The following is a 15,199-nucleotide window of genomic DNA, read 5'->3' on the forward strand; positions in this document are numbered from 1 at the left end:
AGACTACTCCACATTGCGGAGTACTCCGCCAACCAGCGCAATTTCGATCAAGTCGGCGGCGGCCGGGTGGGGGCACAGTGGTGCACATGGCGGATGTGTTCGAGGAGTTCGTGGCGGTGGTCGCGGCCGGTCTGAGCGGTCCGTGCGACCAGGTCGACGGAGCCGGGTTGGCGGGGCGGGTGCACCTGTCGCGGTTCCACTTCGACCGGGTGATCGGCGCGGTCGCGGGCGAGTCGCCGTTCGCGTTCCGGCGGCGCGTGCTGCTGGAACGGGCCGCGTACCGGCTCCTGACCGAGCAGAGCTCGGTGCTCGATGTCGCCGTCGAGGCCGGGTACGGGTCGAACGAGGCGTTCACGCGCGCGTTCGCCCACGCGTACGGGATGCCGCCGCGGGAGTGGCGGCGGGAAGCGTCGCGGGTGTTCTTCCTCGCGGCGCCCAGTGGAGTGCATTTCCAGCCGCCGGCCGGACTCCGGCTGCCGGCCCGCAGAAAGGTGAGGGGCATGGACGTACTTGTCAGGATGGTCGAGCACCACGTGTGGCTGACCGGAGAAATGATCGAACGCGGCGCCCGGCTGGACGCCGCCACCCTGGACCGGCCGATCGAGTTGTCCGTCGAGGGCATCGACGACGACATCTCGATCCGCTACCTGCTGGACCGGCTGGTCTGGCAGGAGGAGATGTGGCTGGCCTCGGTCGAGGACCGCCCGTTCCAGGTCCCCGAATGCGGCCGCGAGGTCCGTACCCCGATCCCCGAACTACGCACCCGGCACGCCGAGGCCGGCGCCCGCTTCGTTGCCCTGGTCAACCAGTTGAACGAGGACGGCCGCTTCGACGAAAGCTTCGTCGACACCACCTGCGAACCACCACGGGTCTTCACCTACGGCGGCATGGTCGCCCACGTCCTGACCTTCGCCGCCCACCGCAGATCCCTCCTGATCGGCGCCTTCCACACCGCCGGCATCACGGACCTAGCCTTCGGCGACCCCATGCACTTCGTAGCCGAAGGCAACTAGTTCTTCGGGTCGTGGAGGTTGGGGCGTTGGGTGGGGGTGGTGATTTCGACGTCGATCGGCTGGAGTTTGGTGGGGGCGGTGATTTTGCCGCCGGTTACGGGGATGTTCAGTTTGCTGGCGGCTACGTCGATGTCGATGGTGGCGCCGGTGTCGTTCGGGGTGGTCCACTCGGTGTCGGACAGCGTGATCGCGAGGCCGAGTACGCGGCCCTTGGGGATGATCTCGTCCTGGGCGCGCAGCGGGACGTTCACGGTCGTCCACTGGCCGGGCGTCAGCGGGGTAGGACTCGACACCGACTTGCTGTGCGCGGCGTCGATCCAGCCGCGGCTGACGATGCCGTGATCGCTCTCGGTCGTGAGCTTCTGGACCGTGAAGTAGCAGCTGTCGTCGTAGTCCGTACTGGAGCCCTCGCAGGTGCTGTTGTCGGTACGGCGAATGCCCGAGTAGCGCTGGGCGTCGCCGTACTCGATCAGCCGGGCCGTGATCGGCGTGGTCGTCGAGTCGGACTTCAGCCGCAGCGTGACCGACGGCGTACCGCTGACCCGCAGCGGGGCGGCGAGCGGTGCGGACACGAACATCTGCCGGCCGGCGATCACCTCGGTCGGATCCGCGACGATGTCGTCCTCAGTCAGGTCCGTGTCGTCGGTGATCGTGACCGTACCCTTGCCCGTGGCACCTAGTTTGCCCGTTGCCAGCGGCACCGACATCGGCCGGTTCACGGCCGGCCAGGTCTGGTAGTTGCGCCACACGTCCGGCGTGGTCTCGACCGAGACCATCGGTTCCTTCATCACGTTGTTGTGCAGACCCTGCAGCCAGTAGTCGAACCACTTGTGCAGCTCGGCCACCCACTCGTCGCGGCGGAACTCGAACGGGTCCACGTGGTCCTCGAGCCCGAGCCACAGCTTGCGTGGAACGTTGTTGCGGGACAGCGCCGACCACCACTGCGAGAAGTGGTTCGTCTGTACGTTGTAGTCGCTCAGCCCGTGCGTCATGAACACCGACGCCTTCACCTTGGACGCGTTCTTGGTGTAGTCGCGTTCGGCCCAGAACGCCGTGTAGTCGCCGGTGTCGTCGTCGTCGCTGTCGCCGAGCTCGCCGCGTACCTCGTCGCACGCCGGGTTGTCGTTGCCGACGTACCCGCCCAGCCAGGGCATGTAGTCGTCCGAGTACGGCACGCCGCCGGACCGGGTGTAGTCGTACCACGAGGAGATCGCCGAGATCGGCACGATCGTCTTCAGGCCCTTGACCCCGGTGGCGGCGACGCCGTTGGCCAGCGTGCCGTCGTACGACTTGCCGATCATGCCGACCGCGCCGGTGGTCCAGGTCGCCTGCACCGCTTGCCCGTCGGCGGTGTGCGCGGTGTTGCGGCCGTTCAGCCAGTCGATCACGTCGACGACGGACTGGATCTCGTCCCGGCCGCCGACGTCGCCGCAGCCGGTGGAGCGGCCGGTGCCGAGGATGTCGACGCCGACCATCGCGTACCCGCGCGGGACGAAGTAGTTGTCGTAGAACAACGGCATCTTCCGGATCACGCCGTCGCCGTCGTAGGTCTTCTTCTCGTTCTCGTTGCCGCGTCCGCAACAGGTGTAGTACGGCGAGGCGTCCATGATCACCGGGATCTTCACGCCGGCCAGGGCGGTCTCGCTGGGCCGGACGATGTCGACCGCGATCACGTCGTCCTTGCCGTCGGAGTCGGTGTCCATCGTGGTGTCGACGTACACCGACTCGCGGATCGCCGCGGAGTAGTCGTAGACCGGCTGCGTGCTCTGGGTGCGCGCGTCGACGTGCTGCGGCACACTGGGAGCTGCCGGGGCCGGCGTACTTGGCCCGTCCGGGAGCGGGGCAGCCATCGCGGGACCGGCGAGGGTCGACAGGCTGAGCACAGCGGACGAGACCAGGATCGTCACCCTGGCGCGGACGGTCCTCATGGCTGGGAAGGCTAGTCACTCCGGGGCCGCAATGCCAGGTTCTGCCGAGATTGGCAGCGACCTGCCCGATACTCAGCGTAAGAACAGACGGGTTCGGTATGGTGACCGCCACCGCCCACCGGGGGGATGAAAGAAGGGTAGGCCCATGAATCTGCGAGCACCGGTGACACTGCTGGACGTGGCACAGCGTGCGGGCGTGTCGGTCGCGACCGCGTCCCGTGTGCTGAACGGCGGGGACCGCGTTCCCCGTCCGGAGCTGCAGGAGCGGGTCAAGGCAGCCGCCGACGAACTCGGGTACACGCCGAACGCCCAGGCCCAGGCGCTGGCCAAGTCGTCGACGAACGTGGTCGGCATCCTCGTGCACGACATCGAGGACCCGTACTTCGCCGCGATCGCGAACGGCGTGATGCGGGCCGCGGACGAGCGCAACCTGCTGGTGATGATGGCCAGTACGTTCCGCGACTCCGACCGCGAGATCGCCTACCTGTCGTCGTTGCGCGCGCAACGAGCCCGGGCCGCGGTGATGATCGGCAGCCGCCGTACCGACGCCGAGAGCCTGGCGCGGACCGCGACCGAGGTGGAGAGTTTCCTCAGCTCCGGCGCGGGCCTCGCGCTCGTCAGCCAGTCCGGCATGCCCGCGCACACCGTTGAACCCGACAACCGTTCTGGTTCGGCGGATCTGGCCCGAGCGCTGGTACGGCTCGGCTACCGGAAGTTCGCTGTGCTCGGTGGGCCGGAAACCCTTGCCACCGCACGCGATCGGCGCGACGGCTTCGTCACCGGACTGGCCGAGTCGGGCCTGGAACCGATTGCGGTCGAGACCGGTGACTTCACCCGGGACGGTGGGTACGCCGCCGCGGGACAACTGCTCGACCGGAACGCCGACGTCGACTGCCTGTTCGCGGTGAACGACGTGATGGCGGTCGGCGCGATGTCGGCGTTGCGCGCGCGGGGCGTCGACGTACCGGGCAAGCTCGGCGTCGCCGGGTTCGACGACATCGCCACGCTGCGGGACGTCTGGCCGGGCCTCACGACCGTACGGCTGCCACTGGAGCAGATGGGCCGCCGGGCGCTCGAACTGGCGATCGAGGGCGGCGAGGCGACCACCGAGACCTTCAAGGCCGAAGTCGTCCTTCGGGAGAGCACGGCTATTCTCCGGGGGTGACCGTCTCCGAGATCTTCGACCCGTCTGCCTGGAAGCAGGTCGACGGTTTCGACCTGACCGACATCACCTACCACCGTGCGGTCGACGCCGGGGTGGTGCGGATCGCTTTCGACCGGCCCGAGGTACGGAACGCGTTCCGGCCGCAGACCGTCGACGAGCTCTACCGCGTACTCGACCACGCGCGGATGTCCACCGACGTCGGCTGCGTGCTGCTGACCGGCAACGGTCCGTCGCCGAAGGACGGCGGCTGGGCGTTCTGCTCCGGCGGCGACCAGCGGATCCGCGGCAAGGACGGGTACAAGTACGCCGAGGGCACGACCGCGGAGTCGATCGACCCGGCGCGGGCCGGCCGGCTGCACATCCTCGAAGTACAACGGCTGATCCGCTTCATGCCGAAGGTCGTGATCTGCGTCGTACCGGGCTGGGCCGCGGGCGGCGGGCACAGCCTGCACGTGGTAGCGGACCTCACGCTGGCGTCCGCCGAGCACGCGCGGTTCAAGCAGACCGACGCGGACGTGGCGTCGTTCGACGGCGGGTTCGGTTCGGCGTACCTGGCCCGGCAGGTCGGGCAGAAGTTCGCGCGGGAGATCTTCTTCCTCGGCGACGAGTACTCGGCCGCGGACGCGTACCGGATGGGCATGGTGAACCAGGCCGTACCGCACGCGGAGCTCGAGGCAACTGCTTTGGAGTGGGGCAAGAAGATCTGCGCGAAGTCGCCGACCGCGCAGCGGATGCTGAAGTACGCGTTCAACCAGATCGACGACGGTCTGGTCGGGCAGCAGCTGTTCGCCGGCGAGGCGACCCGGCTCGCCTATGGCACCGACGAGGCCGCCGAAGGCCGCGACTCGTTCCTCGAGAAGCGTCCCGCCGACTGGTCGCCGTACCCGTACGCTTTCTGATAGTTGTCGTAGGCAATTACTGGGCGACGCCGTAGAGGCGGTCGCCGGCGTCGCCCAGGCCGGGGACGATGTAGCCCTTGTCGTTGAGGTGGGAGTCCATGCCGGCGATGACCAGGTTGCACGGGACGTCGAGGTCGGTGAGTTCGCGTTCGACGCGGGCTACGCCTTCAGGGGCCGCGAGCAAGCAGATTGCGGTGATGTGGTCGGCGCCGCGGTCGACCAGGAACTGGATCGCCGCCGCGAGCGTGCCGCCGGTGGCGAGCATCGGGTCGAGGACGTAGCACTGGCGCCCGGACAGGTCCTCCGGGAGGCGTTCCGCGTACGTCGACGCGGTCAGGGTCTCCTCGTTGCGGACCATGCCGAGGAAACCGACCTCGGCGGTCGGGAGCAGCCGGGTCATGCCTTCGAGCATGCCGAGACCGGCGCGCAGGATCGGGACGACCAGCGGCTTCGGCGCGGCGAGCTTCACGCCTTCCGCCTCCGCGACCGGGGTCTGAACCGTGACCGGACCGGTGCGCACGTCCCGGGTCGCCTCGTAGGCGAGCAGCGTGACGAGCTCCTCGGTCAGCCGGCGGAACGTGGGTGAGTCCGTCTGCTCGTCGCGCAGCGCGGTGAGCTTGTGGGCGACGAGCGGGTGGTCCACGACGAGGATCTGCATAAGGCCGAACGGTACCGTCGGCGATTCGGCGCGGGAAAGCGCGCTCGCTGTCAAACTGGAAAGTGCTGCCCCTGCCGCCCATCGGGGAGTGAGCCGATGACCGAGAAGACGCCCGAGCAGCTGGACCGGTTACGACGCCGTGCGGCGTTCCTGCGGGAGCGTGAGGAGGCGAAGGCGCTCCGCGACCGGATCGCACCCCGCCGGGCCCGCGTCCGCCAGCTCCGCGAGGCGATGCGCCGAGCCACCTACCACCACTGACCCGGACCGCCAGGCCATCCCAATCGCGCCGATCGCGCCGGCGCAGGCGGCGCCGGGCGGAAGAGACGCAATTGTGATGGCCTGGGGGTCCGCAACCTCCCACGCCCGGCGGAACTCTGCGACCATGGATGCCGTGTCAGATACGGCTACGGACCTGGATTTCGCGGTCGCTGCCTACACCGAGGACGGCCACTGGACCGTCACTCCGCTGGTCCTGCGCGGTGAGCCGGACCTGTCCACGCTGGTCTCCGCGCTCCGCCGGTTCCCGGGCGAGGCCGGGGTACTCGGGATGGTCTCCGTCGACGAGGACTTCTTCGTCCTGGTCCGGGTCCAGGGCGGACGCGCGCGGCTGCTGATCTCCGACGTCACCGCGGCGACCGAGTGGCCGCTGGCCCGGCAGATCGTCGACGAGCTCGACATCCCGCTGGCCGATGACGACGACGAGCAGGTACCGGCCGGCGATCTCGCGATCATCGCCGACCTCGGGATGACCGCGATGGACCTCGGCGCGCTCTGTGACGACGTCGATCTCTACCCGGACGACATGCTCGAGGAGATCGCCGACACGCTCGGCTTCGGCGACCAGTTCCACGACGCGATCGAAGCCGTTGGCTAGTCCGCTGCTGCGCCAGGAGTGGTCGCGGTTGATGACGCTCGCGCTCGAGGAGGGCGAGCGGGCGCTGCCCGACGTACCGATCGGCGCGCTGGTGGTGGCCGAGGACGGCGAGATCATCGGCCGCGGGCACAACGAACGCGAGGCGACCGGCGACCCGACCGCGCACGCCGAGGTACTCGCGATCCGCGCGGCGGCCGAGCACGTCGGCGAGTGGCGGCTGACCGGCTGCACGCTGGTGGTCACGCTGGAGCCGTGCACGATGTGCGCCGGGGCGATCGTGCTGTCCCGGCTGGAGCGGCTGGTCTTCGCGGCGTACGACGAGAAGGCCGGCGCGGTGGGGTCGTTGTGGGACGTCGTACGGGACCGGCGGCTGAACCATCGGCCCGAGGTGGTGGGCGGCGTGCTGGCCGATGTGGCCGGTGCGCGGCTGCGCGATTTCTTCATCGGGCACCGACCTTGATATTGTCCTCGGCGGTGGCGTGTCCGAGCGGCCGAAGGAGCGCGCCTCGAAAGCGCGTGACGGGCAACCCCCGTCCGAGGGTTCAAATCCCTCCGCCACCGCCAACCGCCCTCCGGGGTGGCAGATAGGCCGGAGACCCTGATGCTGTGTGATGCGTCAGGGTTTTCGTCTCTCTGGACCTGACTCGGGACCCGACTCTCGACGAGAGGCCCCCAATGGACGTAGCTGAGCTCGACCGGATCCTTCTCGGGGGCGCGGCTGTCCTGCTGGTGGCCGTGGTCGCGGTTCGGCTGTCCGCGCGGATCGGGCTCCCGTCGCTGCTGATCTACCTCGGCATGGGCCTGGTGCTCGGCGAGTCCGGACCGGGGCACATCCACTTCGAGGACGCCCAGCTGGCGCACGCGCTCGGGTTCGCGGCGCTGGTCGTGATCCTGACCGAGGGCGGCCTGACCACCCGGTGGAACGAAGTACGCCCGGTGATGCCGCTCGGGCTGGTGCTCGCGACGGTCGGTGTCGCCGTCAGCGTCGCCGTGGTCGCCTGCGTGGCGCACTACATCCTCGGTCTCAACTGGCAGCTGTCCGTGCTGCTCGGAGCCGTGACGTCCCCCACAGACGCCGCAGCTGTGTTCTCGGTGCTGAGAAAGGTGCCGATCCGGCCACGACTACGGGGAGCGCTGGAGGCCGAGTCCGGGCTGAACGACGCCCCGACGGTGTTGCTGGTCACGCTGGTGAGCGCCGGTGAGATCGGCGAGAAGGGCCTGCTGTCGTTCGCGGGCCTCGTACTGTACGAACTGGTCGTCGGCGCGCTGTTCGGGCTGCTGATCGGCTGGGTGAGCGTCGGCCTGATCCGGCGGATGGCGCTCGGGTCCGCGGGCCTCTACCCGCTCGCGGTGCTCTCCGTGGCGTTCATCTCGTACGCCGGCGGCTCCGTACTGCTGCACGTGTCCGGATTCGCCGCCGTGTACGTGACGTCGCTGGTGCTCGGGCGGGCGGAGCTCCCGCACCGGATGGCGACCCGGTCGTTCGTCGACGGGATCGCCTGGCTGGCGCAGATCGGGCTGTTCGTGATGCTCGGGCTGCTGGCGTCACCGGGGGCTTTCGGGTGGAACGACGTACTCGTCGCGCTGGTGATCGGGATCGCAGTGACCGTCGTGGGGCGGTTCGCGTCGGTGGCGATCTCGGCGGCGCCGTTCCGGTTGCCGTGGGCGGAGCGGACGTTCATCTCGTGGGCCGGTCTGCGCGGCGCCGTACCGATCGTGCTGGCGACGATCCCGCTGGCCGAGGGCGTACCGCAGGCGGAGCGGATCTTCGACGTGGTGTTCGTACTCGTCCTCGTCTTCACGCTGCTGCAGGGACCGTCGCTGCCGTGGCTGGCGAAGCGGCTGAACGTACTCGACGAGAACGCCGCCCACGAGGTGGACATCGACGTCGCGCCGCTCGAGTCGCTCGGCGCCGACATGCTGCAGGTACGCGTACCGAGCCAGTCCCGGCTGGCCGGGGTGGAGATCGGCGAGCTGCGGCTGCCACCGGGCGTTTCGGTCTCGTTGGTCATCCGCGGCGATCAGGTCTTCGTACCGGACCGCCGTACCGTGCTCCGGGCCGACGACTCGCTGCTCGTGGTCGCGCCCAGCCCGGTCCGCGAGCAGACGGTACGGCGACTCCGTGCCGTGTCCCGAGCCGGCCGCCTGGCCGGCTGGTTCGGCGAACGCGGCCGCGAACAGACCTAGTTGGGATTCTGCCCGGACGGAACGGGTTGCGGGGTACCGACGATCGGGAGGCAGACCGTCGTATTGGGGGCAACGGTGACCGACGGGATGCCCTTGAGCCTGACCGAGCCGAAACCGGCGCCGATCACCAGGTCGACCGTGTGGTCGGTGCGGCCGTCGGCGATCATCTGTGCCTTCTGGTTCAGCTGACCGGCGACCAGCAGCATCTCCGGCGCCGTCGCGGTGGCACCGCGCAGCGCCACGATGTCGGTCTTGTCGCCCTTCGGCTCGTTCGCGACCTTGTCGATGTTGAACCCGCGCTTCTTCAACGCGTCCGCGACCCGGCCGGCCGAGCCCGCGCGGGCACCGCCGTTGTAGACGTTCAGCACGACCTGCTTGGGCAGCAGGCGGTTGTTGGTCAGCTTCTGCTCGGTGCAGGTCGGCTCGGCACTGGAGCTGATCAGCGACTTCCAGCCCCACCAGCCGCCCCCGGCCAGGATCCCCAGCAGGATCACCATCGTGATCGGTGTACGCCACCGGATCCGCGAGTGCGGTCTCGGTTGCGGATGGATCGCTGTCATCTGCTCCACCCCCCGTGAGCGGCAGCCATTGGTCAGTCCACTACCAGTACCCGTGCATGCAACACCTGGCGCTGCTGCAGCGCGGCACGGAGCGCGCGGTGCAGGCCGTCCTCGAGGTACATGTCGCCCTTCCACTCCACGACATGCGCGAACAGGTCGCCGTAGAAGGTCGAGTCCTCGTCCAGCAGCGCGTTCAGGTCAAGGGTGCCCTTGGTCGTGACGAGTTCGTCCAGCCGCACCTGCCGTGGTGGCAGGGCCGACCAGTCCTTGGGCCGCAACCCGTGGTCCGGGTACGGCCGATCGTCCCCGACGCGCTTGAAGATCACCCCCCGGAGTCTAGCCGGGTCCGAGGTCTCGCGAGGAGGTCAGGAATGTCACCGGAATAGTCCGCTGCCGGATTTCAACCTTTTGGAGGAGCTGGGCGTCAGACCGGACGAACACCGGTGCACGTCACCCGGCAGGCACCGCGAGGGGGGTGAACGTCATGAGAATTCTTCCGAAACTCGGCATGGCGGCCGTTGCGGTGGCCGCCGTCGGCCTCGGCGCGACGGTCCCGGCGGACGCTGTCACGGTGACCCAGGTGAAGGGCGCCCAGGCCCGGCTGAACGCGCTCGGCTGCGGCTCCGGCCCGGTCGACGGTCAGGCCGGAGCGATGACCCAGGCCGCCACGGCCCGCTTCCAGTCCGCGAACGCGCTCGGGCAGACCGGTCTCCTGAGCGGTACGACGTACTCCCGGCTGATGGCCTCGACCGCGAAACGCTGCGACGTCCGCGCGGTACCCCGGGGTTCGGGGAGCGGGCGCCGGATCGTGATCAGCCAGACCCAGAACTGGCTGTGGCTGATCGATGCCCGGGGCAAGGTCGTCCGGCAGGGCGGGATCATCGACAACCCTACGTACCTGAAGCCCGGGACGTACACGAGCGGCTCGAAGTGCGGCCGGCCTGCGCGCGTACTGCGGAACACCGACGGCGGTCGGCTCTACCTGAACCACTTCGTCCGGTTCGCGCCGTGTGGGGTGGGGTTCCACCAGATCCCGACGTACCAGTCGAACGGCGCGCAGATCCATCCGGACTGGCTGCTCGGTACGAACTACCGCGCCTCGCACGGCTGCATCCGGGTCTCGGCGTCGATGTCGGTGACGATCTGGTCGTTCGCCGCCGGCGCAACGCGTGTGGTCGTGATGCGCTGACATCGGAGGACTAGCATCTGAGCGGGTATTTCCGTCAACCGGGGAAAGGCACGCTCAGATGGCCGAGAAAGCCGACGTCGTCGAGACCGTCAAGCAGGGGTACGCGTTCGAGGGGGCCGCGCTCGAGCTCGGCGCACTGCTGGTCGACGGTGAGCCGAAACCGGAGGCGGCGGTCCGGATCCCGCTGGGGATGATGAACCGGCACGGCCTGGTCGCGGGTGCCACCGGTACCGGTAAGACCAAGACCCTGCAGTTGATGGCCGAGCAGCTGTCGGCGGCCGGCGTGGCCGTGTTCGCGGCCGACGTGAAGGGCGACCTGTCCGGGATCTCGCAGCCGGGCGCGGGCGGCGACAAGCTGCTCGCCCGGACCAAGGCGATCGGCCAGGACTGGACCGCGACCGGGTTCCCGACCGAGTTCTACGCGCTCGGCGGCCAGGGCACCGGGATCCCGATCCGGGCGACGATCACGTCGTTCGGGCCGGTACTGCTGTCCAAGGTGCTCGGGCTGAACGACGTCCAGGAGTCCTCGCTCGGGCTGATCTTCCACTACGCCGACAAGGCCGGGCTGACGCTGCTCGACCTGAAGGACCTGCGCTCGGTCATCCAGCACCTCACCTCGGACGAGGGCAAGGAGGACCTGAAGGACCTGGGCGGACTGTCCGCGGCGACGGCGGGGGTGATCCTGCGGGCGCTGATCGGGTTCGCCGACCAGGGTGCCGAGGCGTTCTTCGGTGAGCCGGAGTTCGAGACCGGGGACCTGCTCCAGCAGCGCGACGGCAAGGGCCTCATCTCGCTGCTCGAGCTGCCGAACCTGCAGGACCGGCCGGCGCTGTTCTCCACCTTCCTGATGTGGCTGCTCGCCGACCTGTTCCACGACCTGCCCGAGGTCGGCGACGTGGACAAGCCGAAGCTGGTGTTCTTCTTCGACGAGGCGCACCTGCTGTTCAACGACGCGTCGAAGGCGTTCCTGGACTCGATCGCGCAGACCGTACGGCTGATCCGTTCCAAGGGCGTCGGTGTGTTCTTCGTGACCCAGACGCCGAAGGACGTACCGGACGCGGTGCTCGCGCAGCTCGGGTCACGGGTGCAGCACCAGTTGCGGGCGCATACGCCGAACGACGCGAAGGCGCTGAAGGCGACGGTGTCGACGTTCCCGAGTTCGTCGTACGACCTCGGTGAGGTGCTGACCCAGCTCGGGATCGGCGAGGCGATCGTGACGGTGATGAACGAGTCCGGCGCGCCGACCCCGGTCGCGTGGACGCGGCTGCGGGCGCCGCAGTCGCTGATGGCGCCGGCTTCGGCGGAGCAGATGACGGCCGCGGTGCAGGCGTCGCCGAACAACGCCAAGTACTCGCAGATGGTGGACCGCGAGTCGGCGTACGAGATCCTCGCGGCGAAGGTACAGGCCGGGGCCGAGCAGGCCGAGGCCGAGAAGCAGCAGCAGGAGCAGGAGGCGCCACGCCCACGCGCCCAGAAGCCGGAGAAGTCGATGGTCGAACAGGTCATCGGCTCCTCCGCCTTCAAACAGTTCGCCCGCTCCGCCGGCCGAGAAATAGTAAGAGGCCTCTTCGGCGCCGCCCGCCGCCGCTGATTGTTGATCAAACGACTGACCTGCTGACGGCTCTCGATCGTTCTCATACCGTCATCCGGCAGCGCGCCGTCACCGATTGAGACGTGACGCCTACTCGTCGTACCGTGTGAGGTGATGGTTGCACAGAGTAGGCAGGCGGTCCGGTCCTGGGCGCTCTGGACCCTGACGGTCCCGGCGTTCCTCGTCGTCGTGCTCGTAGACCTGGCCGCCATCGCGTACGGCGTACACGCCTTCACCGAGCGCCCCAGCTGGCGCGGCCTCGACGTCGTGTTCGCGCTCACCGTCTCCGCGCTGATCTCGGTCGAGGGCGCGCGCCGGGTCGAGAGCCGCCGGCGCCGCGGTGGCGCGCTGCACAAGGACCTCGCCCCGGCGTGGATGATCGCCGCGGCCGTCGTACTGCATCCCGCCCTGGCGATCCTCGTCGCCGTACTGCTACGCATCTGGTGGCGGATCCGCGCCGGCAAGTGCATCCCGTACCGCTGGGCCTTCTCCACCGCGGTCCACGTCCTCGCGGTCGGCGCGGCGCACGCCGTGTACGTGTCTGCGCGGGACCTGACCGGCGACAGCGGCCTCGGCCTGGTCGTCTCGATGGCCGGCGGCGCCTTCGCGTACGTCCTCACCGACACCTTGCTGTGCGGCCTCGCGATCTCCCTGATCATCCCTGGCAGCAACCGCCGCGAGACGGTCGGCGGCCTCGACGACCTGTGCACCGACGCGACCGCGGCCACGCTCGGCTGTCTGCTCGCGGCGGCCTGCCTGGTGACGCCGTGGTTCGCGTTCGTGGCGATCCCGATCACGCTGACCGCCCAACGCGCGCTGCTGCTGTCGCAGTTCGAGACCGAGGCGCAGACCGACCCCAAGACCAGCCTGACCCGGGTCGACTGGTGGCGCCGCCGGACCGAGCAGATGCTCCGCACCGCGCGCAACCAGCACGAACCGATGGCCGTCCTGCTGATCGACATCGACCACTTCAAGCTGGTGAACGACCGGCACGGCCACCTGGTCGGCGACGAGGCGCTGCGCGCGGTCGCGACGATCCTGCGCAGCGCGATCCGGGCCAAGGACGTGATCGGGCGGTTCGGCGGCGAGGAGTTCGTGATCGCGCTGCCGGACACCGGGATCGACGAGGCGACCGTCACCGCGGACCGGCTCCGGAACGCGGTCGCGAACAGCCCGCTGGCGGCGATGTGTGCCGGCGTCCTCGACGACCCGGACCTGGACCCGGACATGTTCCACCTCACCGTGAGTATCGGGGTCGCGGTCTATCCGAACGACGGCGCCTCGGTCGACGACCTGCTGCTCCGCGCGGACCGGGCGATGTACGCCGCGAAGGCCGCCGGCCGCAACCGGGTCCGGCTGGCCGCGGACGTGATCGAGTTGCCCCGATTGCTGCCGGCCACGAAATTCTCCGAACAGACAGAACCTTTGGCTCCTGCCCAGCGTCCTGTGAGGTGAGAACGGCAGGACGGAGCACGCATGGCGGCAGCGGGGAGTCGTGACGACGACTTCACGGCCTTCGTGCTGGCCAGATCCGCGCGCTTGGTCCACTTCGCCCGGATGCTCTGCGGCGACGCGGGCCTCGCCGAGGACCTGGTCCAAACGGCGCTGGAGAAGGCGTACCTGCGCTGGGACCGGATCGAGATGGCGGACCCGTTCGCGTACGTCCGCCAGGCGGTGGTCAACCAGCACTTGTCGTGGGTACGCCGACGCCCGTGGCGGGAGCGTCCGACCGGTGATGCCGCCGAGCTGGATCTGTTCCTGGAAGCGGTCGGCGACCCGAGTACGGGGGTCCAACGGCGGGTCGCCGTCCGTTCCGCCCTGGCCGCGCTGAGCCGTCGCGAGCGAGCGGTGGTCGTACTCCGCTACGTGGAAGACCTGACCGAACGAGAGACGGCCGCGGTTCTCGGGGTGGCAGTAGGAACGGTGAAGAGCGCCAACGCCCGAGCCCTGGACAAACTCCGAACTGCCCCGGAACTGAGCGGCGTAGGTGGTTTGGGGGTGGGGATGTGATGGAGGAAGAGCTTCGGGAGGCGTTGGCGCCGGACCACTCGGTCGCGCCGCTCGACCCGGCACGGGTGATCGCGGGGGCGCGGCGTCGGCGGACCCGTGGCCGGGTGACGGTGGTGGCGGCTTCGGTTGCTGTTGCCGGGGTGATCGCGGCGGGAGGTGTTTTCGGGGGCGGCTCGCTGCGGGGCGACGTACCGCAGCCGGCCGATCCGCCGTCGAGCACGCCCGTACGACGAGTCACGCCGACGCCGACGGACCCACCGAGCATGCCGGCACCGACGTACCCGCCGAGCACGGGAACGCCGACGTACCCGCCGAGGACGCCGACGCCGACCTCGGCCCCGAGTACGACGCCGACGGAACCGCCGTCGGTCCGTCCGAGCGCGACCCGAATCGAGTCGCCGCCGACCGCGACGCCGACCACACCTGTCCTCCCTCGTACTCCCGGCCGCTATCCGACTCCGACCATCGGTTCACCGCGCTAGCAGAACCATTTGGCCGGTCGGTGGCGTCCTTCGGCCTGACCGAACATCACATAGGTGCGGAGGGCAACAATGAACGAGGTAGGACGGAAGCGACGGACTACCCGGATTCTGCTGGGCGGACTCGCGGCCGCGGCGGTCGTCGGGGTCGCGGTGGCCGGTACGGCGATGGCGCGCAGCAACAACGCCGACACGCGCGCGGTGGTCCAGGGCGGACCGGCCGCCACATCGGCGCGGCCGACCGTGACCCCGATCGAGGTGAACACCCCGTCCACCCGCCCGGTCCCGTCCCCCACCTGCTGGACACCGACCGCCGCACCCACCAACCCACCGACCCGCCGCCCGGCACCCACCCCAACAGCCGACACCCCAACCCGTCCCGCAACCCCGATCCCAAGCACCACCCCAACCCGATCCCCACGAGCCGACCGCACGCCAACCCTCCCCCCGAGCACCCGCCCGACCCGCCGCGCAGTCCCCACCCCAACCCTCCCCCCGAGCACCCGCCCGACCCGCCGCGCAGTCCCCACCCCGACCCTCCCACCGAGCGTCCCCCCGACCGCGCGAGCGGTTCGTACGCCGACTCTCCCACCGAGTATCCGCCCGACCCGCGGTGCGGTCCCCACGCCGATCCTCCCGCCCACGG

17 protein-coding genes and 1 tRNA gene are annotated in these 15,199 nt (G+C 69.5%); 13 read left to right on the forward strand and 5 right to left on the reverse strand.

The annotated features are described in order from the left end of the window. Positions 1 to 86 precede the first annotated feature (86 nt). Positions 87 to 1,013, forward strand: coding sequence for a helix-turn-helix domain-containing protein (locus tag ACFYRU_RS12660; RefSeq protein ID WP_387656831.1), 927 nt, complete (start codon positions 87 to 89; stop codon positions 1,011 to 1,013). Here ACFYRU_RS12660 and ACFYRU_RS12665 read toward each other — a convergent pair. Further along, positions 1,010 to 2,941, reverse strand: coding sequence for a Xaa-Pro dipeptidyl-peptidase (locus ACFYRU_RS12665; RefSeq protein WP_387656834.1), 1,932 nt, complete (start codon positions 2,939 to 2,941; stop codon positions 1,010 to 1,012). The genes ACFYRU_RS12660 and ACFYRU_RS12665 overlap by 4 nt on opposite strands. Before the next feature lie 145 nt (positions 2,942 to 3,086). Between ACFYRU_RS12665 and ACFYRU_RS12670 the strand changes: the two genes are divergently transcribed. Further along, positions 3,087 to 4,106 (forward strand): LacI family DNA-binding transcriptional regulator, encoded by a 1,020-nt coding sequence (locus tag ACFYRU_RS12670; RefSeq protein ID WP_387656837.1) that lies wholly within the window; start codon positions 3,087 to 3,089, stop codon positions 4,104 to 4,106. Beyond that, on the forward strand, positions 4,103 to 5,005 hold the full coding sequence (locus tag ACFYRU_RS12675; RefSeq protein WP_387656840.1) for a 1,4-dihydroxy-2-naphthoyl-CoA synthase: 903 nt from the start codon (positions 4,103 to 4,105) through the stop codon (positions 5,003 to 5,005). The genes ACFYRU_RS12670 and ACFYRU_RS12675 overlap by 4 nt, the downstream gene beginning before the upstream one ends. Positions 5,006 to 5,021: 16 nt before the next feature. Here the strand turns inward: ACFYRU_RS12675 and upp are convergent, their stop codons facing one another. Next, positions 5,022 to 5,663: a uracil phosphoribosyltransferase gene (gene upp, locus ACFYRU_RS12680; protein WP_387656843.1), complete on the reverse strand. Its 642-nt coding sequence runs from the start codon at positions 5,661 to 5,663 to the stop codon at positions 5,022 to 5,024. Positions 5,664 to 5,759: 96 nt separating this feature from the next. Between upp and ACFYRU_RS12685 the strand changes: the two genes are divergently transcribed. From ACFYRU_RS12685 to ACFYRU_RS12705, 5 genes are all read left to right on the forward strand, one after another. Continuing rightward, positions 5,760 to 5,921, forward strand: a complete 162-nt coding sequence (locus tag ACFYRU_RS12685; RefSeq protein WP_387656846.1) for a hypothetical protein — start codon at positions 5,760 to 5,762, stop codon at positions 5,919 to 5,921. A gap of 133 nt (positions 5,922 to 6,054) precedes the next feature. Further along, entirely contained in the window at positions 6,055 to 6,537 is a 483-nt protein-coding gene (locus tag ACFYRU_RS12690) for a tRNA adenosine deaminase-associated protein (RefSeq protein ID WP_387656849.1), read from the forward strand. 31 nt (positions 6,538 to 6,568) lie between these two features. Then, entirely contained in the window at positions 6,569 to 6,997 is a 429-nt protein-coding gene (locus ACFYRU_RS12695; protein ID WP_387658101.1) for a nucleoside deaminase, read from the forward strand. 13 nt (positions 6,998 to 7,010) lie between these two features. Next, positions 7,011 to 7,101: transfer RNA gene (locus ACFYRU_RS12700), tRNA-Ser, on the forward strand. Between the two features lie 111 nt (positions 7,102 to 7,212). Then, on the forward strand, positions 7,213 to 8,724 hold the full coding sequence (locus tag ACFYRU_RS12705; RefSeq protein ID WP_387656851.1) for a potassium/proton antiporter: 1,512 nt from the start codon (positions 7,213 to 7,215) through the stop codon (positions 8,722 to 8,724). Here the strand turns inward: ACFYRU_RS12705 and ACFYRU_RS12710 are convergent. Both ACFYRU_RS12710 and ACFYRU_RS12715 read right to left on the reverse strand, forming a co-directional pair. Then, positions 8,721 to 9,284, reverse strand: coding sequence for a LytR C-terminal domain-containing protein (locus tag ACFYRU_RS12710; protein ID WP_387656854.1), 564 nt, complete (start codon positions 9,282 to 9,284; stop codon positions 8,721 to 8,723). The genes ACFYRU_RS12705 and ACFYRU_RS12710 overlap by 4 nt on opposite strands. A gap of 32 nt (positions 9,285 to 9,316) precedes the next feature. Then, positions 9,317 to 9,610 carry a type II toxin-antitoxin system VapB family antitoxin gene (locus tag ACFYRU_RS12715; RefSeq protein ID WP_141857271.1) on the reverse strand — a complete coding sequence of 98 codons (294 nt, stop codon included), beginning with the start codon at positions 9,608 to 9,610 and terminating at the stop codon, positions 9,317 to 9,319. 158 nt (positions 9,611 to 9,768) lie between these two features. On the opposite strand from ACFYRU_RS12715, the gene ACFYRU_RS12720 reads away from it, so the two are divergent. The 5 genes from ACFYRU_RS12720 to ACFYRU_RS12740 all read left to right on the forward strand — a co-directional run bounded on the left by ACFYRU_RS12720 (position 9,769) and on the right by ACFYRU_RS12740 (position 14,556). Then, positions 9,769 to 10,473 (forward strand): peptidoglycan-binding protein, encoded by a 705-nt coding sequence (locus ACFYRU_RS12720; protein WP_387656858.1) that lies wholly within the window; start codon positions 9,769 to 9,771, stop codon positions 10,471 to 10,473. A 58-nt stretch (positions 10,474 to 10,531) separates the two neighbouring features. Next, the gene (locus ACFYRU_RS12725) at positions 10,532 to 12,064 is read left to right on the forward strand and encodes a helicase HerA-like domain-containing protein (protein WP_387656860.1); all 1,533 of its coding nucleotides are present in this window, start codon (positions 10,532 to 10,534) and stop codon (positions 12,062 to 12,064) included. Between the two features lie 114 nt (positions 12,065 to 12,178). Beyond that, positions 12,179 to 13,519, forward strand: a complete 1,341-nt coding sequence (locus tag ACFYRU_RS12730; RefSeq protein ID WP_387656862.1) for a diguanylate cyclase — start codon at positions 12,179 to 12,181, stop codon at positions 13,517 to 13,519. A gap of 21 nt (positions 13,520 to 13,540) precedes the next feature. Beyond that, positions 13,541 to 14,074 (forward strand): SigE family RNA polymerase sigma factor, encoded by a 534-nt coding sequence (locus ACFYRU_RS12735; RefSeq protein WP_387656865.1) that lies wholly within the window; start codon positions 13,541 to 13,543, stop codon positions 14,072 to 14,074. Next, complete coding sequence (locus ACFYRU_RS12740) at positions 14,074 to 14,556, forward strand: hypothetical protein (RefSeq protein WP_387656868.1); 483 nt, start codon at positions 14,074 to 14,076, stop codon at positions 14,554 to 14,556. Before ACFYRU_RS12735 ends, ACFYRU_RS12740 begins: the two co-directional genes overlap by 1 nt. Here the strand turns inward: ACFYRU_RS12740 and ACFYRU_RS12745 are convergent. Further along, positions 14,553 to 14,906 (reverse strand): hypothetical protein, encoded by a 354-nt coding sequence (locus ACFYRU_RS12745; RefSeq protein ID WP_387656870.1) that lies wholly within the window; start codon positions 14,904 to 14,906, stop codon positions 14,553 to 14,555. The genes ACFYRU_RS12740 and ACFYRU_RS12745 overlap by 4 nt on opposite strands. Between the last annotated feature and the right edge of the window lie 293 nt (positions 14,907 to 15,199).

Source organism: Kribbella sp. NPDC004536, from assembly GCF_042873835.1.
Classification (GTDB): Bacteria; Actinomycetota; Actinomycetes; order Propionibacteriales; family Kribbellaceae; genus Kribbella.

Coding starts and splice junctions, on each gene's coding strand:
- ACFYRU_RS12660 (WP_387656831.1), top strand. CDS start 87: ATGGCGGATGTGTTCGAGGAGTTCGTGGCGGTGGTCGCGGCCGGTCTG.
- ACFYRU_RS12665 (WP_387656834.1), bottom strand. CDS start 2,941: ATGAGGACCGTCCGCGCCAGGGTGACGATCCTGGTCTCGTCCGCTGTG.
- ACFYRU_RS12670 (WP_387656837.1), top strand. CDS start 3,087: ATGAATCTGCGAGCACCGGTGACACTGCTGGACGTGGCACAGCGTGCG.
- upp (WP_387656843.1), bottom strand. CDS start 5,663: ATGCAGATCCTCGTCGTGGACCACCCGCTCGTCGCCCACAAGCTCACC.
- ACFYRU_RS12685 (WP_387656846.1), top strand. CDS start 5,760: ATGACCGAGAAGACGCCCGAGCAGCTGGACCGGTTACGACGCCGTGCG.
- ACFYRU_RS12695 (WP_387658101.1), top strand. CDS start 6,569: ATGACGCTCGCGCTCGAGGAGGGCGAGCGGGCGCTGCCCGACGTACCG.
- ACFYRU_RS12705 (WP_387656851.1), top strand. CDS start 7,213: ATGGACGTAGCTGAGCTCGACCGGATCCTTCTCGGGGGCGCGGCTGTC.
- ACFYRU_RS12710 (WP_387656854.1), bottom strand. CDS start 9,284: ATGACAGCGATCCATCCGCAACCGAGACCGCACTCGCGGATCCGGTGG.
- ACFYRU_RS12720 (WP_387656858.1), top strand. CDS start 9,769: ATGAGAATTCTTCCGAAACTCGGCATGGCGGCCGTTGCGGTGGCCGCC.
- ACFYRU_RS12725 (WP_387656860.1), top strand. CDS start 10,532: ATGGCCGAGAAAGCCGACGTCGTCGAGACCGTCAAGCAGGGGTACGCG.
- ACFYRU_RS12730 (WP_387656862.1), top strand. CDS start 12,179: ATGGTTGCACAGAGTAGGCAGGCGGTCCGGTCCTGGGCGCTCTGGACC.
- ACFYRU_RS12735 (WP_387656865.1), top strand. CDS start 13,541: ATGGCGGCAGCGGGGAGTCGTGACGACGACTTCACGGCCTTCGTGCTG.
- ACFYRU_RS12740 (WP_387656868.1), top strand. CDS start 14,074: ATGGAGGAAGAGCTTCGGGAGGCGTTGGCGCCGGACCACTCGGTCGCG.